21 protein-coding genes and 1 tRNA gene are annotated in these 24,086 nt (G+C 45.2%); 13 read left to right on the forward strand and 9 right to left on the reverse strand.

Translation table 11 applies throughout. The annotated features are described in order from the left end of the window. The first annotated feature begins 61 nt into the window (after window positions 1–61). Together H8K33_RS17680 and H8K33_RS17685 are read left to right on the forward strand one after the other, a co-directional pair. Window positions 62–2,140 carry a molybdopterin-containing oxidoreductase family protein gene (locus tag H8K33_RS17680; RefSeq protein WP_186892394.1) on the forward strand — a complete coding sequence of 693 codons (2,079 nt, stop codon included), beginning with the start codon at window positions 62–64 and terminating at the stop codon, window positions 2,138–2,140. Between the two features lie 351 nt (window positions 2,141–2,491). After that, window positions 2,492–4,189 carry a long-chain-fatty-acid--CoA ligase gene (locus H8K33_RS17685; protein WP_186892395.1) on the forward strand — a complete coding sequence of 566 codons (1,698 nt, stop codon included), beginning with the start codon at window positions 2,492–2,494 and terminating at the stop codon, window positions 4,187–4,189. A 183-nt stretch (window positions 4,190–4,372) separates the two neighbouring features. On the opposite strand, the gene H8K33_RS17690 is transcribed toward H8K33_RS17685, so the two are convergent. From H8K33_RS17690 to H8K33_RS17700, 3 genes are all read right to left on the reverse strand, one after another. Then, window positions 4,373–5,164, reverse strand: a complete 792-nt coding sequence (locus H8K33_RS17690) for a substrate-binding periplasmic protein (RefSeq protein WP_186892396.1) — start codon at window positions 5,162–5,164, stop codon at window positions 4,373–4,375. A 192-nt stretch (window positions 5,165–5,356) separates the two neighbouring features. After that, window positions 5,357–6,547 (reverse strand): hypothetical protein, encoded by a 1,191-nt coding sequence (locus tag H8K33_RS17695; RefSeq protein ID WP_186892397.1) that lies wholly within the window; start codon window positions 6,545–6,547, stop codon window positions 5,357–5,359. Between the two features lie 349 nt (window positions 6,548–6,896). Then, window positions 6,897–7,304, reverse strand: a complete 408-nt coding sequence (locus H8K33_RS17700) for an acyl-CoA thioesterase (protein WP_186892398.1) — start codon at window positions 7,302–7,304, stop codon at window positions 6,897–6,899. A 200-nt stretch (window positions 7,305–7,504) separates the two neighbouring features. Here H8K33_RS17700 and H8K33_RS17705 point away from each other — a divergent pair, with 200 nt between their 5' ends. The 4 genes from H8K33_RS17705 to H8K33_RS17720 all read left to right on the forward strand — a co-directional run bounded on the left by H8K33_RS17705 (window position 7,505) and on the right by H8K33_RS17720 (window position 12,691). Continuing rightward, window positions 7,505–9,358 (forward strand): ABCB family ABC transporter ATP-binding protein/permease, encoded by a 1,854-nt coding sequence (locus H8K33_RS17705; RefSeq protein ID WP_186892399.1) that lies wholly within the window; start codon window positions 7,505–7,507, stop codon window positions 9,356–9,358. 102 nt (window positions 9,359–9,460) lie between these two features. After that, window positions 9,461–10,420 carry a LysR substrate-binding domain-containing protein gene (locus H8K33_RS17710; protein ID WP_186892400.1) on the forward strand — a complete coding sequence of 320 codons (960 nt, stop codon included), beginning with the start codon at window positions 9,461–9,463 and terminating at the stop codon, window positions 10,418–10,420. Between the two features lie 64 nt (window positions 10,421–10,484). Continuing rightward, window positions 10,485–10,931 (forward strand): nucleoside diphosphate kinase regulator, encoded by a 447-nt coding sequence (rnk, locus tag H8K33_RS17715; RefSeq protein WP_186892401.1) that lies wholly within the window; start codon window positions 10,485–10,487, stop codon window positions 10,929–10,931. A 533-nt stretch (window positions 10,932–11,464) separates the two neighbouring features. Beyond that, window positions 11,465–12,691 carry a hypothetical protein gene (locus H8K33_RS17720; RefSeq protein WP_186892402.1) on the forward strand — a complete coding sequence of 409 codons (1,227 nt, stop codon included), beginning with the start codon at window positions 11,465–11,467 and terminating at the stop codon, window positions 12,689–12,691. Between the two features lie 38 nt (window positions 12,692–12,729). Here the strand turns inward: H8K33_RS17720 and H8K33_RS17725 are convergent, their stop codons facing one another. The 3 genes from H8K33_RS17725 to H8K33_RS17735 all read right to left on the reverse strand — a co-directional run bounded on the left by H8K33_RS17725 (window position 12,730) and on the right by H8K33_RS17735 (window position 15,272). Beyond that, the gene (locus H8K33_RS17725; RefSeq protein WP_186892403.1) at window positions 12,730–13,593 is read right to left on the reverse strand and encodes a nucleotidyl transferase AbiEii/AbiGii toxin family protein; all 864 of its coding nucleotides are present in this window, start codon (window positions 13,591–13,593) and stop codon (window positions 12,730–12,732) included. 1 nt (window position 13,594) lies between these two features. Continuing rightward, window positions 13,595–14,500, reverse strand: a complete 906-nt coding sequence (locus H8K33_RS17730; RefSeq protein WP_222613481.1) for a type IV toxin-antitoxin system AbiEi family antitoxin domain-containing protein — start codon at window positions 14,498–14,500, stop codon at window positions 13,595–13,597. Between the two features lie 445 nt (window positions 14,501–14,945). Then, on the reverse strand, window positions 14,946–15,272 hold the full coding sequence (locus tag H8K33_RS17735; RefSeq protein ID WP_186892404.1) for a hypothetical protein: 327 nt from the start codon (window positions 15,270–15,272) through the stop codon (window positions 14,946–14,948). Between the two features lie 439 nt (window positions 15,273–15,711). Between H8K33_RS17735 and H8K33_RS17740 the strand changes: the two genes are divergently transcribed. Continuing rightward, complete coding sequence (locus tag H8K33_RS17740) at window positions 15,712–16,221, forward strand: tyrosine-type recombinase/integrase (protein WP_343043843.1); 510 nt, start codon at window positions 15,712–15,714, stop codon at window positions 16,219–16,221. 9 nt (window positions 16,222–16,230) lie between these two features. Here the strand turns inward: H8K33_RS17740 and H8K33_RS17745 are convergent, their stop codons facing one another. Both H8K33_RS17745 and H8K33_RS17750 read right to left on the reverse strand, forming a co-directional pair. Further along, on the reverse strand, window positions 16,231–16,971 hold the full coding sequence (locus H8K33_RS17745) for an NYN domain-containing protein (RefSeq protein ID WP_186892405.1): 741 nt from the start codon (window positions 16,969–16,971) through the stop codon (window positions 16,231–16,233). Between the two features lie 231 nt (window positions 16,972–17,202). After that, window positions 17,203–17,278 (reverse strand) — tRNA-Phe (locus tag H8K33_RS17750). A gap of 161 nt (window positions 17,279–17,439) precedes the next feature. Between H8K33_RS17750 and H8K33_RS17755 the strand changes: the two genes are divergently transcribed. The 6 genes from H8K33_RS17755 (at window position 17,440) to H8K33_RS17780 (ending at window position 22,864) form a co-directional block, all read left to right on the forward strand. After that, window positions 17,440–18,639, forward strand: coding sequence for an FAD-dependent monooxygenase (locus H8K33_RS17755; RefSeq protein WP_186892406.1), 1,200 nt, complete (start codon window positions 17,440–17,442; stop codon window positions 18,637–18,639). 38 nt (window positions 18,640–18,677) lie between these two features. Next, a complete protein-coding gene (locus H8K33_RS17760; protein ID WP_186892407.1) occupies window positions 18,678–19,427 on the forward strand; it encodes a DsbC family protein in 750 nt (249 codons plus the stop codon). Between the two features lie 6 nt (window positions 19,428–19,433). Then, entirely contained in the window at window positions 19,434–20,033 is a 600-nt protein-coding gene (locus H8K33_RS17765) for a nucleotidyltransferase family protein (protein WP_186892408.1), read from the forward strand. 165 nt (window positions 20,034–20,198) lie between these two features. Next, complete coding sequence (locus tag H8K33_RS17770; protein ID WP_186892409.1) at window positions 20,199–20,654, forward strand: DUF3429 domain-containing protein; 456 nt, start codon at window positions 20,199–20,201, stop codon at window positions 20,652–20,654. A gap of 14 nt (window positions 20,655–20,668) precedes the next feature. Next, on the forward strand, window positions 20,669–22,489 hold the full coding sequence (locus tag H8K33_RS17775; protein ID WP_186892410.1) for a M61 family metallopeptidase: 1,821 nt from the start codon (window positions 20,669–20,671) through the stop codon (window positions 22,487–22,489). Window positions 22,490–22,528: 39 nt separating this feature from the next. Further along, on the forward strand, window positions 22,529–22,864 hold the full coding sequence (locus H8K33_RS17780) for a contact-dependent growth inhibition system immunity protein (RefSeq protein WP_186892411.1): 336 nt from the start codon (window positions 22,529–22,531) through the stop codon (window positions 22,862–22,864). Window positions 22,865–22,925: 61 nt separating this feature from the next. On the opposite strand, the gene H8K33_RS17785 is transcribed toward H8K33_RS17780, so the two are convergent. Next, window positions 22,926–24,080, reverse strand: coding sequence for an FAD-dependent monooxygenase (locus H8K33_RS17785; protein WP_186892412.1), 1,155 nt, complete (start codon window positions 24,078–24,080; stop codon window positions 22,926–22,928). Window positions 24,081–24,086: the final 6 nt, after the last annotated feature.

Raw genomic sequence — 24,086 nt, forward strand, 5'->3', positions numbered from 1 at the left:
CACGTTATCATCGCTGAATGCAGCGTATTTTATAAATGACCCCAGAAACAAAGGAAGTACCATGTCCACCAATGTCGTTCGTGCTGTTTGTCCTCATGATTGCCCTGATACTTGCGCTTTACTGGTGACCGTCAAAGACGGCGTGGCAACCGAGGTGAAGGGCGATCCCGATCATCCGACGACGGCTGGCGTTTTGTGCACCAAAGTGGCGCGTTACACCGAGCGTACTTATCATCCTGATCGTTTGTTATATCCGCAAAAGCGAGTCGGGAATAAAGGTGAAGGCAAGTTTGAGCGCATTAGTTGGGACGAGGCGATCAACACGATTGCAAGTCGCCTGAAAGACATTGCGGCTCGTAATCCTCTGGCGATCATGCCTTACAGTTATGCTGGGACGATGGGTTTGGTTCAAGGCGAGAGCATGGCAGCACGCGTTCTGCATAAGCTAGGGGCTTCGTTTTTAGACAGAACAATTTGTGCCTCGGCTGGTGGTGTTGGTTATAAATACACCTTGGGCGATCGGATTGGTACCGATGTCGAGCAAACACAAAATGCACGCTTGATCATTATTTGGGGCGGCAATCCTATCGCATCGAATCTGCATTTTTGGACGCGCGTACAGGAAGCTAAGCGCAATGGTGCCAAGATTATTGCGATTGATCCTTATCGTTCTCTCAGTGCGGAAAAATGTCATCAGCACATCGCGGTGCGCGCGGGTACCGATTCGGCTTTAGCCTTAGGCATGATGCACGTATTGATCAAAGAGGATTTGCTCGACCATGATTACATCACGCAATACACCTTGGGTTTTGAACAGCTACAACAACGCGTCGCTGAATGGACGCCAGAAAAAGTCGCAGAGATTTGCGGTATCACAGCCGAAGAAGTGATAGGTCTTGCGCGTGATTATGGTGAAGGCGCAAAGCGCGGTGAGCCTAGCCTGATTCGCATGAATTATGGGGTGCAGCGTACCCACGGTGGCGGTATGGCAGTGCGCAATATTTCTTGTTTGCCCGCGCTGGTGGGCGCTTGGCGTCATGCGGCTGGCGGTGTTTTATTGTCTTCCTCAGGGGGCTTTGTCAAGAATTCAGAAGCTTTGGCGCGACCTGATTTGTTTCCTGTGGGGCAGGCTAGTCGTACTTTGAATATGAGTGATGTCGGCGATACTTTAATGCATCCTGGCTCGGATGAGTTTGGTCCCAAGGTCGAAGCGGTGATTGTGTATAACTCAAATCCAGTCGCGATTGCGCCAGATTCCTCTGTGGTTGCTAAGGGTTTTGCGCGTGAGGATTTGTTCACGGTAGTGCTGGAACACTTTCAAACCGATACTGCCGATTATGCTGATATTCTGTTGCCAGCCACTACGCAGTTAGAACATCTCGATGCACATTCAGCCTATGGTCATCGCTATATGATGGCGAGTAATCCGGCGATCGCACCGATCGGTGAGTCCAAACCAAATACCGAAATTTTCCGATTATTGGCGAAGGCCTTGGGTTTCAATGAGCCATGTTTCGCTGAGAGCGATGATGAATTGGGTGCGCTCGCGTTTAACTACCAACATGAACGCACGCAGCACACCAATTGGGAGCAGTTAAAACAAACTGGCTGGTCAAAATTGCAGATGCCTGAAATCCCGTTTGCGCATGGCGGTTTTACGACGCCGTCGGGCAAGTGCGAGTTTTATAGTCAGCAAATGTTAGCGGCGGGCTTGGATCCTTTGCCGGCGTATATACCACCGTATGAATCGGTGATTAGCAATCCACAGTTAGCAGCTAAATATCCTTTGGCAATGATTTCTCCGCCTGCGCGTAACTTCTTGAATTCGACTTTTGTGAATGTAAAAAGTTTGCGCGATACCGAAGGCGAGCCGCATGTAGATTTGCACCCCGATGATGCCGCTGCTCGTCAAATTTCGGCAGGTGATATGGTCAGAATTTTTAATGACCGTGGAAGTTTCGTGGCGAAAGCAAGAGTGACTGAGAAGGCGAAAGTGGGGCTGGTAGTGGCTTTGTCGATCTGGTGGAAGAAGCTGGCGACTGATCACAAAAATGCCAATGAAGTGACGAATCAACGTTTAACTGACATGGGCGGCGGCCCGACTTTCTACGATCTTTTGGTACAAGTTGAAAAGCTTTGATGAAGCTTGGTTTTGAAAAAATTGAATAGACACACATGACTTATTTATGTTGCGCTGCAAAATTTACTAGAGAGCTTACTCAGTTTCGCGTGTTTTTGCGCGGCTAATTTGCACCAACAATGGTCATGAAGCAATGCTTGGTGTATCGTGTTGGTGCTTCATGTTTTCAAAGATTTGACTGAGATTTCAAGATTAAAGTAAATGTTTGAACCCTGATTAAACTTGAAGGACGGATTAATAAATTGCAAGCTGATAAGGCGAATTCAGTTGCAGATGTATGTAGTGAGATGGCCGGGGTTAGATTGTCAATCGACGGTTTAACGACCACATAAAAAAGATCGGAGACAACAAATGAGTACAACAAGCACAGATAAATTTTGGCTGAAACACTATCCACCAAACGTACCAGCAGAAATCGACGTTACCCAATACAAATCCTTAGTTCACTTACTGGAAGAGGCGTTTAAAACATTTGCTGATCGTAATGCTTATGTTTGTATGGACAAGTACTTGACCTATGCTCAAGTCGATGTGATGTCGAAAAAAGTCGGTGCTTGGTTACAAAGCCGAGGTTTGCAACGCGGTGCACGCGTAGCGGTGATGATGCCGAACGTGCTGCAATATCCTGTCGTGTTGGCGGCTATTTTACGTGCTGGCTATGTGGTGGTGAATGTCAATCCTTTATACACCCACCGTGAACTTGAACACCAATTAAAAGATTCCGGTGCGGAAGCAATTTTCGTTTTAGAAAATTTCGCGACCACCTTAGAGCATTCGATTGCAAACACCGATGTTAAACACGTCGTGGTTTGTGCGATGGGTGATTTGCTGGGCGGTTTGAAAGGCACGATCGTTAATTTGGTGGTGCGCCATGTAAAAAAATTGGTACCTGCGTTTTCTTTGCCAGGCTCTTTCCGCTTTAATGATATCGTCGCTCAAGGTGCTTCGATGAAGTTTCAACCAGTTGAATCCAAACTGGATGATGTCGCCTTCTTGCAATATACCGGTGGTACGACGGGTGTTTCAAAAGGCGCAGTCTTGAGTCACCGCAATGTGGTGGCAAACGTATTGCAAAATCACGCTTGGCTCAAACCGAGTATGGATGCGCATAAAGAAACGCCACAGTTGGTGTTTGTCTGCGCCTTACCGCTGTATCACATCTTCGCTTTGACTGTATGTAATATGGTTGGTACGCGTATTGGTGGTTTGAATGTACTGATCCCAAATCCGCGTGATATTCCTGGTTTTGTGAAAGAGCTCAAGAAGTACAAGATCAATATTTTCCCTGCCGTGAATACTTTGTATAACGCACTGTTGAATAATCCCGAATTCGCGAATACTGATTTCTCTGGTTATTTATGCTGTACTGGTGGCGGTATGGCAGTACAAAAAGCCGTGGCGGAACGTTGGAAAGCGGTGACGGGTTGTGCAATTGCAGAAGGTTATGGCTTATCAGAAACTTCGCCAGTAGCAACGGCAAACTACGCTGATTCTAAAGAGTTTACAGGCAGTATCGGTCTGCCAATTTCTTCCACAGAAATTGCCATTTTGGATGACGATGGTAAGCCAGTACCGCTTGGCGAAAGTGGTGAAATTGCGATTCGTGGTCCACAAGTGATGATGGGTTATTGGAATCGTCCTGACGAAACCGCGAATGCATTTACATCAGATGGATTCTTCAAATCGGGTGATATCGGCATCATGGACGAACGTGGATTTACCAGAATTGTTGACCGTAAGAAGGATATGATTTTGGTGTCAGGCTTTAATGTTTATCCTACTGAAATCGAAGGCGTGATTGCTGGTCATCCAGGTGTATTGGAATGCGCATGTGTTGGCGTGCCAGATGAAACTTCAGGTGAAGCGGTCAAACTGTATGTAGTGAAGAAAGATCCGGCATTGACGAAAGAAGCTTTAATGGCTTTCTGCAAAGAAGAGTTCACTGGTTATAAAAAGCCGAAGTACATCGAATTCCGTACTGAATTGCCGAAGACAAATGTCGGGAAAATTCTGCGTCGTGTTTTGCGGGATGAGAAAAATAGCGCTTAAGGTATAAGCTGCTTAAGGTGTAAGTTGCTTACTGAGAAAACGAAACGCCCGATCTGATGATCGGGCGTTTTTTTTGCCTAGTTCATACTCTTATGCTGAGCAAACCCATCCCCATCTTAACCCGCAGCTTGAAGTAGCAGAGATACAATGTCTATGCGGTTTACCGCTAATGTTGAGGCTTGCTTAGCGCCTATGAGGGGATGCCGGAACACTAGGTAGCGCAGGGGATAGCTGTTGTCGATATTTTTGTTCTATCTTGGCAAAGGTTTTATCGTGCTTCATTTGTTCTAATGCCTGATTCCATTGATCAACGATGCGTTTGTCGGTATTTTTGGATGCCGCGATATAGAGTTCGCTCTTAAAAAGTTCAAAAATGAGTTTGACGTCATTTGCCTGATAGCCAGAAGTAAGGGCTAAACTTTCCACGCCAAGTTTGGAATCGGTGTACACAGGAATACGCCCCATCATCAACTTTTTAAAACTTGAAATGTTCGAACTTGCTCTATCAAGATTGGTAAAACCAAGGCGGGTTAAAGTTTGATCGCGGATATCATTTCTATAAACGCCGATTAGGTTCAGTTGCTTCGCTTCTTCGATATTGTTTATACGTAAAGTCGAGTCTGCTTTTGCGTACAACCCATAGATATTTGCCATGATAGGGCCTATCCATTGATAAGCCTCCTCGCGTTCAGGCGTGCGCGCCATACTGAACAGGAGCGTGTTGGGATTATTATTGATTTTATCTAGACCGCGCGCCCAAGGAACAACTTGAATTTTGTCCTTATTGCCAACACGTTTTTGGATTTCTTGAACGATCTCTGTTGTAAAGCCCGTGAGTTTTCCATCAGCTCCGTAAAACTGAAGCGGGCGATCTTCTTCGCAATACAGTGCCAGCGTTTGCGCCATACCAGAGCTGCTCAGTAGCAAAGTACCGAGCGCAATCAAGCGCAAATGAAATTGAAACAGTTTTAGCATCTTAATAGTGACCTAACTAAAGACCCAACTAAAGACCTAACTAGAGCTTATGCAAAACTGATCATGCCACTTGCACGCGATTCTGTCCACGATGGAAATTTGTGGCAGTTAGAAAAGGCCGTGACAATACAGAACAAATTGAACCGTCTCGGCCTTTTTTCATTTTCTGGATAAATGATGAGCTTGCGTTCACTATTTTTGTAGGACAGCTTGAATCATTGCCTCGCTATAGGGTGTAGCGCTGCGAGTACTTTCATCCATTAGCTTTTTCCATAACGCTAAAACATCGGTGTTGTAGCCTTTAAATCGTTTAAAGCCGCAAGCGTAAGCGGTACGAATCGGATCTTTGGTTTCATCACATTCTTTGATGAGTTTGTTTTCAAATTCAATAGCTTCCTCTTTTGACCATATACCAGTTTTTAACAAAGTCGCCGCAGTAATGGCATCGGCGCCACCTTCATTGATCCAAGATTCTGGGAAAGATGTCCAATTGCGATTCGGAATCGCTTGCCAGATATGTGCTAACTCATGTGCGATCAAGTAGGTGAAACGATTGCGGCTTTCGGGTTTGTCGATGATCGTTTGATTGCCCGCTAGGCGATACGCAAGTTGACCCGGCAAGGCACCACCACTCATGGAATAGCCATTTAAGTGCAAGTCCCGTATCGCAAAGAAAATCATCGCTGGCTCGCTCGGAATTCGCTCGAAAGATTGAGCGTAAGAGGCTGTGACACGTTCGGTTGTGTTGGCTAACACTTCACGCATCCACGCAGGTGTGAGTGGATCAAGTATCAAGATGCCATGTGATGCGACAATCGGATCTTGCGGTCCGAAGTAGGCAAATAGACCAAGGCCTTCTTGTGCCTTTTGTGGCAAGATGACTTTTTCACCTGGTAAACCACTTGCCGTAAATTGCACTTTGAGTGGACGATCAATTCCCGCTACGCTGACTTGCCCCATCAGGTGGCCTAAAAATAAGGCGACACCGCCATCAGAAAAATGGATCATCGGTACATACTGATTGTGCGAAAAAGGGTGATATGACTTGATGGCGATTTTTGCTTGTTGAAAGCGACCTTGTTCTTTGCGCAGAATTTCGTCATCGGAATTGCTGATGATTTTTAGGGCGGTGTCATTAGGCTTCCAAGCCTCTTGGCGATATTTGACAATGGGTGGTCCGAAGTGCAGCGCATCGATCTCTTCAGAGAATTGGTAGTGCAGTTCCCAATCATCTTTCGTTAGACGCTTGATGCTGATGGTGGCGTTCACTGCTGGTGCAGCTATTTGCGATTGTGTTGGATAGCTAGCTGCGCTATTTGCTGCATTTGCACTGAAACTGATTGCGCTAATTAATAAGCCGAAGATGATGCCGAGTCGATTCATAGAATAATTATCCGTGTTGATGGTGGAAGGCGACGGTTTCTCATTTGACTTTATTCAGTCAATATTTGCGTCGATCATGAAGATAGCTTGAACCGCGCGATAGCGCTTTCTGTTTGCGATATGTTGACAATATCGAGGTGTGAATTGTCGATTGGGAGGATTTTTTGTGGCGAGTGGGGTGGTGCAGTTTTCCGCGAGAGATAGGTTAGGAGTGAGGTAGGGGAAACTAGAAATCGCGTTGATGTTGGTGAATTAGAGCATGGCTAATACATGCACCATGCATGCACCTTGCTCTAATGTCATACTGAAGTGATTAAAACCGATCCACTTCGATTTGGCGTAAGGCCTATTACAGCAAATCCAAAGGCGGAATAGGCCGTGGTTTGCGATGCTCGTCGGTCGCCACATAGGTTAAGGTTGCTTCCGTCACTTTCACAGTATCTGCTTGCAGACGATTACGTTCTGCATACACTTCGACTGATACCGTGATTGAGGTATTACCAACTTTCACGACTTCTGCATAAAAAGACAGTAAATCGCCGACGAACACCGGTTGCTTAAATAAGAACGAATTCACAGCAATCGTCGCCACTCGACCATTTGCACGACGCGCCGCAGGAACCGCGCCAGCGATATCGACTTGCGCCATAATCCAGCCGCCGAACACGTCACCGTGGATATTCGCATCTGATGGCATGGGCATCACACGTATCGTCGGCATGCAATTAGGTAATGAGGTTTTTGGGCTATCTGACATGGCTTTCTCTCTTAGATCGATTGAACGCGATACAATCGCATGAATACAACTTTAGGTCTTGAAACTGTTATTGCACAGTGTCGCCATTAAAAATGGCACTAAAGATGGCATTAAAAACAAGTTAAATTATTTATCTTATTAATAATGCTGTGCTGCAATAAAGTTCCATGATATAGCAAATCCTTTTTTGATGGTAAGCCATGCGTCGCGACTCTCGTCCTTCTTCTCCTACTAGTCCTAATGCCGTTCGCGGTGATTGGTCCACTGTAAAAACTTTGTTGCCCTATTTGTGGGCATATAAATGGCGCGTGCTATTGGCGCTGAGTTTTTTGGTGGGGGCTAAATTAGCCAATGTCGGTGTACCTCTCGTTTTAAAAGAACTCGTAGATTCGCTCACAGCCAAGCCCACCAGCCCAGTGACTTTGATGGTCTTGCCTGTGAGTGTGCTAGTTGCTTACGGTGTTTTACGTTTATCGACAACCTTGTTCACAGAATTGCGTGAATTTGTTTTCGCCAAAGTTACGCAACGTGCGGTGCGTACCATCGCCTTAAAAGTATTTCGGCACTTACACGCATTGTCTTTGCGCTTTCATCTCAATCGACAAACCGGTGGTATGACGCGCGACATCGAGCGTGGCACGCGGGCGATTTCTTCCTTGGTCTCATTTGCCTTATTTAGTATCGTGCCGACCTTGCTCGAAATTGGCTTGGTACTGACTTACTTATTTCTACAATACGATAAATGGTTCGCGATTATTACGATCGCTGCTTTGGTCATTTATATCGTCTTCACGATTGTCGTCACCGAATGGCGCACGAATTTTCGCCGCACCATGAACGATCTGGATTCCAAAGCCAGCACCAAGGCGATTGATTCGCTGCTGAATTATGAAACCGTCAAATACTTCGGCAACGAAGAATACGAAGCGCGACGCTATGATCAAGGCTTGCAAAGTTACGAAAAAGCCGCGGTCAAATCGCAAACTACCTTGTCGATGTTAAACGCTGGTCAATCATTGATTATCGCTACCGCTGTCACCTTAATTTTGTGGCGCGCAGCGCAAGGCGTGATTGATCAAACCATGACACTAGGCGATTTGGTATTGGTGAACGCCTTCATGATTCAGTTGTATATTCCCTTGAACTTCTTGGGTGTGCTGTATCGCGAGATCAAACAAAGTTTAGCGGATATGGAAAAGCTCTTTAATCTGCTGGATCAGAACAAAGAGATCGCCGATAAACCAGCCGCACCCGTATTGGAATTAGCGGGCAACGCATCGCCTGAAGTCGAATTTAAACAAGTGAATTTTAGCTACGAAGAAAAGCGTCAGATTTTATTTGATCTCGATTTTACAATCGCAGCAGGAACCACAACCGCGGTGGTGGGACATAGCGGTTCGGGCAAATCGACGCTGTCGCGTTTGCTCTTTCGTTTCTATGATATTCAATCAGGCAGTATACATATTGGCGGCCAAAACATTATGGATGTCACACAGCATTCATTGCGCCAAGCGATTGGTATCGTGCCGCAAGATACGGTGCTGTTCAATGACACCATTGGCTATAACATCGCCTACGGAAAACCCGGTGCAACGCAAGATGAAGTGATCGCCGTTGCTAAAGCCGCTTACATTCATGATTTCATCGAAAGCCTGCCAGATGGCTACGAAACTATGGTCGGTGAGCGCGGATTAAAATTATCAGGTGGCGAGAAACAACGCGTTGCAATCGCCCGCACTTTGCTCAAAAATCCGGTGGTGATGATTTTTGACGAAGCGACTTCGGCACTCGATTCGAAATCGGAACAAATGATACAAGCACAATTGAAGCAGATTGCAAAAAGCCGCACCAGTCTGGTCATCGCACATCGCCTATCAACGATCGTCGATGCGCAACAAATTTTGGTCATGGATAAGGGGCGCATCATCGAGCGAGGCACGCATCCAGAACTAATGGCCTTGGCGGGTGCCTATGCACAGATGTGGGAAAGACAGCAGCATAGTTACGATACGGCTAGCGGATCAAACGAGGTGCTTGAAGAAGTCGCATCGTGATGCTTGTTCCGTCTTGTTTTTAGTGTTGGTCGTTACATAGTTCGTGCAATAAGATCGGCACTTTGTTCATAAAAGGCATCATCATTTACAGCATATCGATTTATGGAAACCAAATGGCTAGAAGATTTCGTCTCTTTGGCGGAAACCAATAGTTTTAGTCGCTCGGCAGAATTGCGGCATGTGACGCAACCTGCATTTTCGCGGCGCATACAATCACTAGAAGCCTGGCTGGGTGCGGATTTAATTGATCGCACTTCTTACCCAACGCGCTTAACCAATGCCGGCGAGATTTTCTTTGAACAAGCCATCGCTATGCTAGGGCAGATCAATAATGCACGCGCCTTATTACGCGGCAAACGCACCTCCATACAAACCACAGTTGATTTCGCTGTTCCGCATACTTTATCCTTAACCTTTGTACCCAAATGGTTAAGCGAGCTGCACAGCAATTTTGGTGAAATCAATAGCCGCTTACTCGCCTTAAATGTGCACGATGCTGTGATGAGTTTAGTCGAAGGTGGTTGCGACCTCATGCTGTGCTATCACCACCCGCAACAACCTTTGTTATTGGATCCTGCGCAATACGACATGATCAGCATGGGCACAGAAACCCTGCGTGCTTACGCGCGCTGTGATAAATCAGGACAACCCGATTTCACGCTACCTGGCACCATCGAAGAACCACTACCATTTCTGGCCTACGCAAATAATGCCTACCTCGGACGCATGGTCGATTTGATTTTGACGCAAACCAAGCAAGCACTTCATCTCGACAAATGTTACGAGACCGACATGGCAGAAGGATTAAAAATGATGGCGCTTGAAGGTCGCGGCATCGCCTTCTTACCAGAATCGGCCGTAACGCGCGAACTAAAACAAAAGCAACTAGCACGCGCTGATGGCGGTGCAGATGCATGGGAAGTCAGCATGGAAATCCGCCTCTACCGCGAACGTCCATCCGAACAAAAGCCAGGAAAACCTGTGGTCGCTAAATTATGGGATTACCTTAGCCAAAAAAGTGCAATGGCAGGTAAGTCAAAGACCGTACGCTCGCAACGTTAGATTGTTTGCGCAGTCGATGTTAGACTAAGCTAAATCACATTTAACTGTACTGAAGGAGAAAATCATGACACCGCAAACGATCAGCAAACCAAAAATTATTCTTTCTACTTTAGATGTCGAACGCATCGAGCAATTATTAGAGGGGCTTCCGCACAATCGTCAACTAACTAATCAAATTAATAGCCAATTGCGAGATGAATTAGAAGCCGAATTGCGTCGCGCTGAAGTTGTCGACCCCATGGACATGCCAGCAACCGTGGTGACCATGAACTCCACAGTCAAATTTAAAGTGGCGTCGTCACCTGAAGAATTCGAACTGACCTTGGTATACCCAAAAGACCTCGACTCCAGCGGAAAGAAAATCTCCATCCTAGCCCCAATTGGCAGCGCCTTACTTGGCTTATCCCAAGGCGATCAGATTCAATGGCCAACACCAGACGGTGGTGTGCAGCAGGTATCGATACAGGAGATTACCTATCAGCCTGAACGAAATGGTGAGTATCACCGCTAATCATCTGTCGTGAGTAAAGGCGTGATTGACGATTGATTTCGTTTGATTTGGTATTTTTGTATTTTCGAAATAGTACGAAGTCAAATTCGTGCTATTTTTTTACCAGCCCACTTAAGAAAATAAAAGAGTGACTTAAAACTTAGCCCGAAAACAAAAAGCCGTTTAACAAATTTCTTTGTTAAACGGCTTTAATTTCTTGGTGGCCCGGGGCGAACTGGCTACCAAAACACCTAAGTCATTGATTTATATAGGTGTTAATTACAAAATCGCTACCAACAGGTGTTCCACTTGTTTGGAACACTTAAAATCATATTTTGACGCCAATTTCTTAAAAAATCCATTGCTTATTATTTGAGGTGGTCGCAAGGCTAATACCAGCATTGGTTTTAATAAATCATCGAAGACTGATTGTTATATATTGAACTTCGGAAAAGAGGGAACGTGACGCAGATTTTGTGTTCCAAATGCCGTAAGGCAATAAAATAAGTAAAGCTAGGGATTCCTTGGAGTTTTTGTAGAGCCACGATATTCTGATGAATCCTGACGTTCTAGTGATGGTTCTGATTATGTCTAGCGATGTAGAAAAAATGATTGATCGCCAAATGCTCTATGAAGAAGTGTGGAATGAGCCTGTCTCTGTTGTCGCACTTCGTTATGGTTTATCTGATGTTGGATTAGCAAAAATTTGTCGTTCTCTTGTCATACCTTTACCAAGTCGTGGGTACTGGGCAAAAATTAGTTCTGGACGTGAAATGAAGAGAGTGCCGCTTTCACCTTTGGCTGAGGGAAGGGCAATGCCGAGCCTTAAGAAATCAACTTCAGATCAGATTTCAGAGCACATCGAAGCAAAAAATGAGGTGAAGAAGATTAGACAAGAAATAACGACCAAAGTTGTGTTGTCCGATGAAATTGCTGAGTTGCATCCTTTGGTGAAGATGGCTTCTAAGCGACTGCGTCAGAGGGATGCATGGCCCACAGATACGAATTTACGCTGTGCGTCTGGTGAAGTATTGAATCTATCGGTTACACCAGTTTCGCTTGACCGTGCATTGCATATTGTTGATGCTTTACTCAAGGCATTTGAAGCAAATTCTATTACCGCGCATATCGATTCAAATAAAGAAATTACTCTATTAAGGGATGAAAATCTTAAAATAGAGATGAGCTTTTCTTTGATCGAACAAGTTAAACGTACATTGCATGAGGAAACACCTTCCGAAAAAAAGGCTTTGCAGCGATACCGCGATAGCTTTCGATTCGGACGTCAAGCAGAATATCCTCATATTCCGAAATACGACTATCAAGCCACTGGACTGTTCACAATCCAAATAGGGCATTGGCCTTCAAGAAAATGGAACGATACGCCGAAGAGCACCCTAGAAACGAGGCTTGGAGAGGTTGTGGCTGATACACTCGTGCTAGCGAAGGAAACTCATGCAAAAGCGATCGAAGATGCTCGCAGAGAGGATGAACGGCAGAGAGCCAAACAGCATTACGAATTTTTAGTAGCGAGACGTGAAGAGGAAATCTCACGTTTGAAAAATTTAGAGCTGCAAGCTGAGAATTGGAAACGGGCAGAATTTTTGCGAGAGTATGCAGCCGCTGTAGAGCAACGTTCTTTGTTGAATGGCGTGTTGGATCGAGAGGCCGTCGAATGGTTATTGTGGGCACGCGCGAAAGCGGATTCTCTTGACCCGTTGGTTCCTGTTTCAGACCCAATTTTAGATGCACCAGAGCCTCAACGACGAGGATTTTGGTGATCGAACTGATTTTCCAGGCGGAGGCTGCGCTTATTCGGCTATTCCTTCCAAGGCAGATTCTCATAGAAATGCTGAACTGCCATATAAGCGTCCTGAAAAGAGGGAAGTTGCCCTTCAATTTCATGTTCCAAATTCTTGTACCCTTCCTCTGCCATTTTTTTTACCTCTGGATTTGCGAATGAAGCTTTATTGGCTTCAATGCCGCGTTCTTTGCACGATTCGATAATCAATTGCAGAAGTCGGTTCTCCTCGCCTTTGGATAACGATTGGCTGCCAGTAATGAGCAAATTGAGATCGTATATATCTTGTCGACGGTTACGTTTGCGAATTGGTTGCTGAAGAAGCGAACGAAGTTTTTCTGCAATCAGATTGAGGAAGCTGTATGCCTTCAGTTCTTCACCGTCATTGAGGCTGAGCACTTCTACATCAAGGACCGCTTCATTATAGCTGTAGTCAATTTCGACAATGGTCGGTGCTTGACCGTTCATGAGTCTTGTGAGCTCGCGTGGCTTGCTTCTTGGCGCATATCCTATGCTAAGTGTTAGAGTCGGAAATACGACATCATCACGAGCAGGTCTGAGTTCGGATCGTTGGCAGCGGCACATTGTGTCGTAGGCGAGAGTTTCGTTTGCAGAATCAAGTTGTTGGCTCAATTCTTCTATTAATGCGTGCTCATCACCTTTGATATATTTTTCTCCTGTGGAGAAATCGGCATCTTTTGTAAACCTGCTGCTTTTGTATCTGATCGCCATCAACATGCCGCCTTTCATGACCATTGTGGATCTTAACGCGGCAGACGAACTAATAGCTGTGAGAATGGTATGAACGGCTTCTCTGAAGTATTTCTTATCAGGCTCAGCGCATGCTACCCATGCTGGAAGGTCTAGTTCTTCTATGGTCATCTCAGGTATCGTCTAAATGTGAGTCTTGTAAAAGCGATGGAACGTTAATGGACAATTTCCATCGTTCTGAATGCTGAGGCGCATATTCTTCTGCTGAATCCAGTTTTCTGGAGCCACCTCGTTGCGCAAAAATTTCCCATTTTTCGAACATCGGGGATTGCAAACCGCAGACCTCTTCTAATAAATAACCAGCACGTACCTTATCAATTGGCTTGCCATGTTGATCGATTTCATCGGCAATAAACTTCAGATAGCGACGCGCCTCTTTTTTATACACATCAAGGACATGTTGAATACCACCACATAATTCCGGTTCTCGGATCATGTCTAAAAAGACGCGACCAATTGTTGCGACCCGAAGGGAGGTATCTGAGACATGACGGAAGGCACCAAGATGCGACCGCTCTTCGAAATGGAGAGGAGTTTTTCCAATTTTTTCTAGTTTCGGTCGCTTCAAAGTAGGAAGGTTCATTGAGACATATTGCTCCAATTCTTCATTGAGATCCTTTCGCATGCGTTCTTCTGATTGTTGCTTCCAGACCTTAATAGATGGTCTAGTCATGTATAAGGTATTTGGAAATCTGTCAGTAAGTCCATGATGTTCCATTGCACTTAAATGTGACACATAAGCAAAAGGATCAATTGAACAGGCAATCTCGGCGGGAGGTGACGACGCTCGACCAAAAAGAAGAAATGAATTTGTTGCTGCCGTAGGTGACAGTAAATGCAAACTGAGTATCGTTTCTAGAATGGAGTCGTAGTCGCTTTGTGGGGATTTTGATTTTTCAAAAAAATCTAGTTTAAATAGCATTTTAGCGAGATCATAAGAGGTTAGTGCAGGGTTTCTTTGGATGGAGAGTGTTTCTACTACTGCGGCGATACGCTCGAAATTGTTTGATAGATTCACAATTTATTTTCTAATTTGTGTTAATGTGAAAACCGTTATTTGTATATAACTGCTAAAATGCGTCCTAAGGACGCATTTTAGCAGTTATATTAAACTTTTTCAAGTTAAAATTTGCGAACTATCATGCTATCCTTTATACTACGTCCTAAGGACGTAGTATAAAGGATAGCAGCTGACAAGAAGTAAGAAGAAATTGTATTGAGTAAACGCTTAGTTGGCCGACCATAGAATCGCATAAGCCATTAATTTGCACTTATAAAACGCTACAAGCTGGTACCTTACTTGTTTAGAGTCATTCTGACGGGCATTATAGGAAAACGCCAGTGCTCGCAATTTTACATTGGATAGAAATCAGTGGAATTGAAGATCAATTCGTTCATTGATTTTACTCCTAAAGCTTAAAGTCTGCACGGACAGCCTGGACACCCGACCAGCCTACTCTTATTTATCCAGCCTCTTGATACATTTCAAGAATAAAGTCTGCAATAGGCTTACCGAATCGCTCGGTCAACGACAGTTCTAAAATTCCCAACAAAAAATAGTCCGTGTAATTGATCGCCTTTTGGTCTTCTCCTGATTGAGCAAGAATCCACAGAGCGACAATTGCCAGCATAGTGCGGCTATCCAAATTTTTAGCCTTACAGCTTTTTGCAATCACATTTCTGGTGGGGCTAGCGACTAGCTTGTCCAAGTCATGATGCGAGCATGACCAAGCCTCTCCAAACTGAAACTCAACCATATATTCAAGTAGCGAGTGGCATTTTTGCGCCACGCTTTTTCCAGATTGATATAGCCTCGCATCAGCAAGCAAACTGGATACTGTTCGCTTACACACACCGTCTTCTCGGTTCAGTACCTTCCAAAGGGGGGGGGGGGGCTATCAAGACCAGATAAAAATACTCGCTGGGTTTTAGGCAGAATTTTATCTACATCATTCACGAATTTGGCAAGCGGTACTACATCGGCATTCTTATGGCGATCCTATTTACCACGGTCAGTGTTTAATCCGTTTAACGACAAAAAAGTCACCAGTCGCTCAATTACAGTTTGCTCACTGGCTTTCATCACAGCGTGAAACCAAGTTGTAACTCTAAGCCTTTTAACGCCAACCAATTTGCCATCTACTTTTGAACTCGTTTTAACCATTCCGCTTCACACATTCGTTATACCCAAATTTCCCATGAGCTATAGGGGTTAAAGGCTTTAAGGAAGTGCCACGTGATCGCTATGTTTCGGACGAAGAATATAAAGCTGTTTGGGAAGTTGTACACCCAACAGTTCAGGATGCTATGGATTTGGCTTTATGTACTGGTCAGCGCCCGGCGGATGTCCTGAAAATCCAAGTAACGGACATTGTGGACAGTAAGTTATTCATCAAGCAGGGGAAAACAGGTAAGAAGCTGAGAATTTCTATTGAGGGTGAGCTTGCCACTATTATTGATCGCATTATGGCGAAACCACGTGACAAAGTGAATATGGCGTTATTGCAAGACCCAGATGGACAGCAATTAACCTATACAGCCATGCGGTCGAGATTTGACAAGGCTAGGGAAGTGTCTGGCGTAAACTTTCAATTTCGAGATTTGCGCGCAAAGGCAGCTACTGATACCGAAGATTTGGCGCATGCGCAAAGACTACTTGGTCACAAAAATCGTTCGACAACGGAAATTTACACCAGAGATCGGAACGGTGATCTAGTAAAGCCGTTAAAGAGAAATTAAACCGGAAAATCAGCGTTGCCTTTTAACTGGTGGCTTATAACTTTCTGGTCTTGTGATAATGTTTCCGTTCGCATCGTCAATTTTCTCAGGAAACAAATTGCGCTCTATATGATGCTCTTTTATTCTCTTTGCATTTGAGCATGCATTTCGAAGTTCTAACGCATTTTGAAATCGAAGTTCTGGAATTACAGCATCTACATCCTTATCAGGGAATGTTTGTCTCACTAATTTAATCGCTGGAACTAAATCAGTGTCCGCTGTAAGTATAAGTGCCTTGTCGAACAGGTTCTTGTGCGCCTTGTCTACGAGATGAATACCAAAATTTACGTCTGTTTCCTTTTCTTCGTGAGTATCCCAAACTGAACCACATGACTTGCATTTGGCACTTTTCTTTTTGAAATGCCCCATAATTACAGTAACGCCGGAAGCTTCAAGGGCTTTAACATATTTGAGGTGGCGTTGGTATGCGTCGGGTAACCAAGTTGCGAACGCCGAGAAATAATATACGTCAGTAATTTCCTCGTTGCTTGGCGTTATAAAAGCAGACACCATTGATTTAATGTCCAGCCATTTAAAATGGTTTTTTTGATTGAGGCGCTTTTTTGTACGGGGATGATAATCAAGGTCAGTTAAAGCATGATACAAATTGAATCCATCTACGAAGCAGGCAATCCGTCGTTTAGTCAATTTAACGCCCCATAAAAAAAAGCCGGCTGCTCTGGCAACCGGCGCTGTGAAATCAAGTTTCACAGGATGACTCTCCTTCACCTCAGGGCGAAGGGGCCGCAAAGTCTAGCTTTGCGGGAATAATACTTAATCGCTCGGGCAATTAAGGCTACGAAATCGAGTTTCGCAGGATAACTATAAACAACTATAAGACGAAATCTCATTTTCTGCAATATTAAAACAAGAATTGTAGAAAACTTGGTTTAATTGTAGAAAAAGGGCGACAGTAAAAATACTGTAACCCTTTGATTTTCTTGGTGGCCCGGGGCGGAATCGAACCACCGACACAAGGATTTTCAATCCTCTGCTCTACCGACTGAGCTACCAGGCCAAGACCAAGAATTATAGACACCTATTCGGGAAAAAGCAAATAATTTCTGTTTTATCCTTGAAATTTGATCGGCCTCAGATGGAATTGCAGCGGGCGTATGAATTAATTGCGCTCACGTATAATGGCATTTTTGGGTGTCTTCTTGTCCGCAAAGGTTGGGTATGAACCAGCAATTGATTCGTTCTGAAATTTGTATCGTTGGTGATGGCGCTGTTGGTAAAGCGGCTGCTTTGGGTTTGGCGCAGGCTGGTTTGTCGGTTGTGCTATTGCGTAGCGGTTCGGTAAGTCATCCGGTCGAGATAAAATCTGATTGGGATGTGCGCGTGTTTGCTTTGAATCATATTGCACATGATTTATTGGATTCTTTAAAGGTGTGGGGCGCGCTTGATGCATCTCGGCTTGCGCCAGTGAGTGCGATGCAGGTGCATGACGCGGCTGAAACTGGTAACGGTAAGCTCGAATTTGATGCTTATGGCGCGTATATCAATGAACTTGCGTGGATTGTTGAGGATAAAAATCTGAACCAAGCTTTAGATAGCGCATTACGTTTCGCTCCGAATATTCAGTTTGTCGAAGGGCATGCAGAAAAGCTAACTGCGGGTGCTGAAGTTGCTAGTATTGAATTGACCGATGCACGTGTGATCGAAGCGCAATTGATTATTGGTGCCGATGGTGCGCAGTCTTGGGTGCGTGGACAAGCGGATATTGGTTTGGACTATCGTTCTTATGGGCAGCAGGGCGTCGTGACGAATTTTGCTTGTGAGAAGCCGCACCATGGCATAGCGCGTCAATGGTTTGTAGAGGGGCAGGGGATTGTCGCTTTGTTGCCTTTGCCTGGCAATCAAGTGTCCTTGGTATGGTCTGCGCCTGATTTGTTGGCAGCAGAACTATTACGCGAATCTTTAACTTCCTTGGCAGATCGATTGGCCGTTTATGCCGCTAAGGATTTAGGCAATTTAACGCCTTTGCAGCCTGAGGTAGTGAAAGCGTTTCCACTACGCTTGATTCGTCCACACAGTATGGTCGCTGCGCGGGTGGCTTTGATTGGGGATGCAGCACATGCGGTGCACCCACTTGCAGGTCATGGAATGAATTTGGGATTTGGCGATGTACAAGCTTTATTAAAAATTTTGAGCGAGCGAGAAGCGCATCGTGATTGTGGCGATGCACGGATTTTGGCGAGATATCGTCGCGCGCGTAGCGAGGAAGTCTCCTTGATGCAATTAACGACGGATGGCCTCGCACGTCTCTTTGGTAGTGAATTTCCTGCCGTTCGTCTGATGCGTAGTGTAGGAATGAACTTACTAAATCAATTGCCTGTCCTAAAACGAAAATTGATTTCCCACGCGATGGGAAAATAGTACATACCTAGTGAAGATGTTATTTTGAGAAAAAATATATGAAAAAGAATTTAATTAGCCTCGCTTTGCCAGCATGTATTTTGGTGAGTACAAGTGTATGGGCGCAAACACCTGCGCAAATTGAAGCCAATATTAAGAAAGCGATTTCTGCGAATGTTGGTAGCGGTGTCAAAATTGACTCGGTAATAAAGACTCCCTATGGCGGTTTGTATGAGGTGCGCATGGGTAGTGAGATTGTCTATACCGATGAAAAAGCCAAGTACATTTTTGTCGGCAGCATCATTGATGTGAAAGGTACGACCAATTTCACAAAGCTTCGCACTGATGAATTGAATCGCGTGAATTTTTCTGAATTACCTTTAGATGCCGCAGTGAAGTATGTGAAGGGCGACGGCAAGCGCGTGATTGCGATTTTTGAAGATCCTAACTGCGGCTATTGCAAAAAATTTAGAAAGACTTTGCAAGGCGTCGACAATATTACGATCTACACTTTTATGTATAACATCCTGTCAGATGACTCTGTGACCAAATCACGTGATATCTGGTGTTCTGCTGATCGCAGCAAGGCTTGGGATGAATGGATGATGAACGGTAAAGTAGCACCGACTGCTGCCGCGAGTTGCAAAACTCCGCATGAGCAAGTCTTAGCCTTGGGTAAGAAGTATCGCGTCACGGGTACACCAACCGTAATCTTCGCTGATGGCTCACGCTTACCAGGTATGGTTGACGTGAAGGCGATGGAGGAAAAGTTTGCTAGTTTGAAAGCGCCCTCGCTAGCGGCGAAGTGATGTGTCATGCGTGATGATTTTTTCTGCTGTGGTATTTTGTTAGCCGCAGGTCAGGGAAAGCGTTTCGATCCAAGTGGGCGGCAGCACAAACTATTGCAAGTGCTGCCTTCCGGTCTAAATATTGTTAGCACGAGTGCTAGCAATTTACAGCAAGTGTTCCCACAATGTTGGGCTGTGCTTGCTGATCAATCTTCAGCAATTCAAGCCTCGCTGCAAGCAATCAATTTTCCTACCTACTTTTGCGTGGACGCAGCTTTAGGAATGGCGCATTCGCTTCGCACCGGTATCGAACAATTGCCGGCTGATGCAGATGCATTCGTCATCGCTTTGGCTGACATGCCTTTTGTTTCAGCCCAAACTTTGATGGCGATTCGTGATGGTTTGGCAAAAGGTGCAGACATAGTGGTGCCAGTTTATCGTGGACAACGCGGTAATCCTGTTGGCTTCTCGCGAAAACATTTACCAGATTTCCATAGTTTACATGGCGATCGTGGTGCGCGTCAGCTCTTGCAAACACAGCCCGTCACAGAAATCGAAGTCGATGATTGTGGCATTCTGCAAGACATCGATAGACCAGAAGATTTGTCTACTTATAATGCATGTTAATTTCATTATTTAAATTTGGTATCGATCCATTTCTTAGGTTTTGTTTTCTCGACTATTGCCAAATCTTCTCTTGAGTTCTCTATCACCCATCCCAAGTGAGGCATATTTCGCCTAAAATAGCGGCTTTCTCGCATTGATCGTCCTTCACGATCCTACTCGTTTGATATGGAAACTCTTGATAAGCAGTTCGCTACACGTCTCGGCCTAGTCGGCCTAATCCCTTTTGTTTTACTTACTTTGTTGTGCTGGATTGTTCATCCCGACTGGATGCAATTTTTTGTGGAAGCGCAACTGGTTTATGGCATCGCCATTCTTGGCTTCCTTGGTGGTCTGCATTGGGGACTTGCATTAATTGGCAAAGAACGTAGTGCGCAAGATGCGAAGCGGGATTTGTTATCTGGCGTGCTTCCAGTGATTATTGCTTGGTTTGCCTTATCGCAAATTACTGTGGTTGGATTTTTGATTCAGATGGCGGCGTTTATCTATTCCTATCAATACGATAAACGCATGTATCAACGCTTTGCGATGCCGCCTTGGTTCGTTGAATTGCGTTTCCGTTTAACGGCAGTGGTGGTGACGACCCAAGTGTTCACCTTCCTCGCTGCTAATATTCGTTTGTGATCGCGGAGCCAAAGATGACTAAGCAACTCGCCGCTGTGCATTACAGCATTACCTCGCATGATTTAGCTGCGCATGTGTTTCATGTGACTTTAACGATCACGAATCCTGACCCAAATGGACAAATCGTGTCATTGCCAGTGTGGATACCTGGTAGTTACATGGTACGTGAATTTGCGCGCAATATTATTCGCATTAGTGCGCAAGCGAATGGCAAGAAAATCGCATTAAAGAAATTGAATAAAACCAGCTGGCAAGCTGCAGCTTGCGATGTCAACGCAAGTTTGCAGATTAGTTATGAAGTCTACGCTTGGGATTTATCGGTGCGAGCTGCGCATTTAGATCAATCGCACGGTTTCTTTAATGGTACTAGTGTGTTTTTGCAGGTGCATGGACAAGAGCCGCTTGCGCACGTGGTGGATATTCAAAAACCAGAAGATGCTTCCGCCAAGACTTGGCGTATCGCGACTTCCTTACCCGAATTAAAAGCCAAGCGTTTTGGCTTCGGTACTTATATCGCCAGTGATTATGATGACTTAATGGATCACCCAGTAGAGATGGGTGATTTTGCTTTGGTCAGTTTTAAGGCGCATGGTGTGCCGCATGACTTTGTGATCACAGGCAAAGTGCCCAATATCGACTTGACGCGGATCGCTAAAGATGTGCAGAAAATTTGCGAAACCGAGATCGCATTTTTTGAACCGAGAACCAAGCAAGCACCGATGGATCGTTATGTATTCATGACGATGGCAGTGGGTGAAGGCTACGGTGGTTTGGAGCATCGCGCATCGACCGCTTTGATTTGTAATCGTGCTGATTTGCCGACCAAGAATGATACTAGCGTTAGCGAAGGCTATCGTGAGTTTTTGGCCTTGTGCAGCCATGAATATTTCCATACCTGGAATGTCAAACGTATCAAACCCGCGGTGTTCGCTAACTATGATTTGAGCCAAGAAAATTACACCAGTTTGCTGTGGTTGTTTGAAGGTTTTACTAGCTATTACGACGATCTGTTCTTGCGTCGCTGCGGTTTGATTGATGAAGCAGCCTATTTGAAGTTGATCGAAAAAACCGTCAATACCGTACAGCGTGGTTCAGGGCGTAAAAAGCAAAGTGTTGCGGATTCTAGTTTTGACGCTTGGACTAAATACTACCGTCAAGACGAAAATTCGCCGAATGCGATTGTCAGTTATTACGCTAAGGGTTCTTTGGTCGCACTCGGTTTGGATTTGACTATACGTCATGAAACCGAAGGTAAGAAATCACTCGATGATGTGATGCGCGCGCTGTGGAAAAAATACGGTAAAGATTTTTACGAGAAAGCGAAGTCTGGTAAGCAACAAGGCTTGGGTGAAGATGAATTTGAAAGCCTAGTCGAACAAGTGACAGGCGTGAAGATTAAGCGCTTTATCGACAAGTACATCAAAGGTACAGAAGATGTACCGCTAGCGAAGTTGTATGTAGACTTTGCGGTGGATGTGAAAGATCAATCGACTGCGAAAAAAGCCTCTTTGAATGTGCGCTTAAGTAAGAGCGGTGCTGATTGCAAGTTGGCACATGTGTACGAAGATGGCGCTGCACATCGTGCTGGTTTATCGGCGGGTGATGTCTTGGTCGCGTTTAATGGTTTGCGTGTTACTGCTGCCGATGCTGGCAATGGTTTAGTCAATTTGCTCGCTGCTTATAGCGTTGGTGAAACGGTGCAAGTCCATGCTTTCCGACGCGATGAGTTATTGACAGTGAATGTGAAGTTGCAGGCAGATGATGTGCCGAGCTTGACGATTGCTTTGGCTGCGAATCAGAAATTGGCTGGGGCTAAAAAACGGCCGTCGATTTAAATTGTCACGTAAATTTATCCATAGCTACCACGAGAACATATGCCGCATTCAGACGAAGAATTAGAGCAATTTTTTGGTGCATACTTTCACCAAGATTGGGCGCTAGACGATTCAACATGGAAAGGCGTTGCTTTGCAGTATGCAAAGGACTCTGGAACATTATTAACAGAGCTTGTAGCGGAAAAAGTGGAAAGACTTTCGAGCTTGGTTATCTTAGATAATGAGCTAAATGAGATTCTACAAAGTTTCGGTTGTTATTATTGGCCAGGCTCGTCAGCTGGTTATCGCTCCTGGCTCAAAGAATTGTCAGCATATTTGTTTGAATTGTCTGAGAACGGGTCCTTAATGATTGACGGCGTAACGCGACAGCATTGACTACAACGTTAACAACAAAATTCTCTTTTCTTATTTGTGGATGAAGGGATTTTTTATGTACTCACCGCCAACCAAACATCATTTGTTCTGCCAATGTCTTTTTTGCAGTTGGCAGCAAATCGACCGCTCCTAAACCCAAGCCAAACAAACCCTGTATCAAGCTGCCATCCTGACTACTAGCAAATATTTTTGCCATGGTATCGGTGAGTTTGATGGTAGTTTGTCTGTCTGTCTTGCGTTGATTCAAAAACGTCTGCAATGCTTGTGAAGAGAAATCACGACTCAGGCATTGCGCCAGACAAAATGCGTCGCGTAATCCCAAATTGAGACCTTGCCCTGCCACTGGGTGCAAGGTCTGTGCGGCATTGCCTATGCGCACCGTACGTTGCCCTGCGTGGGCTTGGGCGTTCAAACCAAGCGGGTAGGAAACGCATTTGCTCACTGAAATAAATTGTCCTAGACGTTCGCCAAACCCTTGTTGCAGTGCCTGCAAAAAGATGGCGTCATCCATGGCTAGCATCGCTGGCACGCAATCTGGGCGCATACACCAGACTAAGGAATAGCCATCATCTTGCGGCAGTAGGGCGATCGGTCCTTGATCGGTAAATCGTTCGAAAGCGCGATGTGCGATTGGTCTATCTACCAGCACATGGGCTATTAGCGCGGTTTGCTGATAATCGTGATGTTGCTGTCTTTGTTCTTGATCAGTGAAGGTGCCACCCTCGGCTTGAATCACAAACTCAGCTGTATACTCGCTGCCATCTTGCAAATGTATACTGGCAGATTGATCGCGGTCATTGATAGCGATAACTTGAACTGGGCGATGTGTGAGAATTCCGGCTTGGAGAAGTGCATTTTCTAAAGGACTAACGATATCGCCATAGCGAGCCACATAGCCTAGCGCTGGCAATTGATAATCGGCTGCGGTCAAAAAACTACGTCCAAAATGACGACGGCGCGATACGTGAATTTCTGTGATTGCCGTGGTTCTCTGTGGTCGCGCATTAAGCCTACTTAGAATCTGATCGCTACCGTAAGAAAGAGCAATACTGCGCGCATCCTGGTTGGCTTGTTCGCTAGTTTTCGCGTCAAATAAAACGATGTCTGACGCCGCCATGCCATGTTGATGCAACATTAAAGCCAAGGCTTGACCAACCGGCCCTGCACCACAAATGGCGATTTTGCTGTGTTGGTTTTTCTGGCTTAAATGGGACATGCTTAG

Source organism: Affinundibacterium amnicola, assembly GCF_014284275.1.
GTDB classification, from domain to species: Bacteria; Pseudomonadota; Gammaproteobacteria; order Burkholderiales; family Burkholderiaceae_D; genus Undibacterium; species Undibacterium amnicola.

Coding starts and splice junctions, on each gene's coding strand:
- H8K33_RS17680 (WP_186892394.1), top strand. CDS start 62: ATGTCCACCAATGTCGTTCGTGCTGTTTGTCCTCATGATTGCCCTGAT.
- H8K33_RS17685 (WP_186892395.1), top strand. CDS start 2,492: ATGAGTACAACAAGCACAGATAAATTTTGGCTGAAACACTATCCACCA.
- H8K33_RS17690 (WP_186892396.1), bottom strand. CDS start 5,164: ATGCTAAAACTGTTTCAATTTCATTTGCGCTTGATTGCGCTCGGTACT.
- H8K33_RS17695 (WP_186892397.1), bottom strand. CDS start 6,547: ATGAATCGACTCGGCATCATCTTCGGCTTATTAATTAGCGCAATCAGT.
- H8K33_RS17700 (WP_186892398.1), bottom strand. CDS start 7,304: ATGTCAGATAGCCCAAAAACCTCATTACCTAATTGCATGCCGACGATA.
- H8K33_RS17705 (WP_186892399.1), top strand. CDS start 7,505: ATGCGTCGCGACTCTCGTCCTTCTTCTCCTACTAGTCCTAATGCCGTT.
- H8K33_RS17710 (WP_186892400.1), top strand. CDS start 9,461: ATGGAAACCAAATGGCTAGAAGATTTCGTCTCTTTGGCGGAAACCAAT.
- rnk (WP_186892401.1), top strand. CDS start 10,485: ATGACACCGCAAACGATCAGCAAACCAAAAATTATTCTTTCTACTTTA.
- H8K33_RS17720 (WP_186892402.1), top strand. CDS start 11,465: ATGAATCCTGACGTTCTAGTGATGGTTCTGATTATGTCTAGCGATGTA.
- H8K33_RS17725 (WP_186892403.1), bottom strand. CDS start 13,593: ATGACCATAGAAGAACTAGACCTTCCAGCATGGGTAGCATGCGCTGAG.
- H8K33_RS17755 (WP_186892406.1), top strand. CDS start 17,440: ATGAACCAGCAATTGATTCGTTCTGAAATTTGTATCGTTGGTGATGGC.
- H8K33_RS17760 (WP_186892407.1), top strand. CDS start 18,678: ATGAAAAAGAATTTAATTAGCCTCGCTTTGCCAGCATGTATTTTGGTG.
- H8K33_RS17765 (WP_186892408.1), top strand. CDS start 19,434: ATGCGTGATGATTTTTTCTGCTGTGGTATTTTGTTAGCCGCAGGTCAG.
- H8K33_RS17770 (WP_186892409.1), top strand. CDS start 20,199: ATGGAAACTCTTGATAAGCAGTTCGCTACACGTCTCGGCCTAGTCGGC.
- H8K33_RS17775 (WP_186892410.1), top strand. CDS start 20,669: ATGACTAAGCAACTCGCCGCTGTGCATTACAGCATTACCTCGCATGAT.
- H8K33_RS17780 (WP_186892411.1), top strand. CDS start 22,529: ATGCCGCATTCAGACGAAGAATTAGAGCAATTTTTTGGTGCATACTTT.
- H8K33_RS17785 (WP_186892412.1), bottom strand. CDS start 24,080: ATGTCCCATTTAAGCCAGAAAAACCAACACAGCAAAATCGCCATTTGT.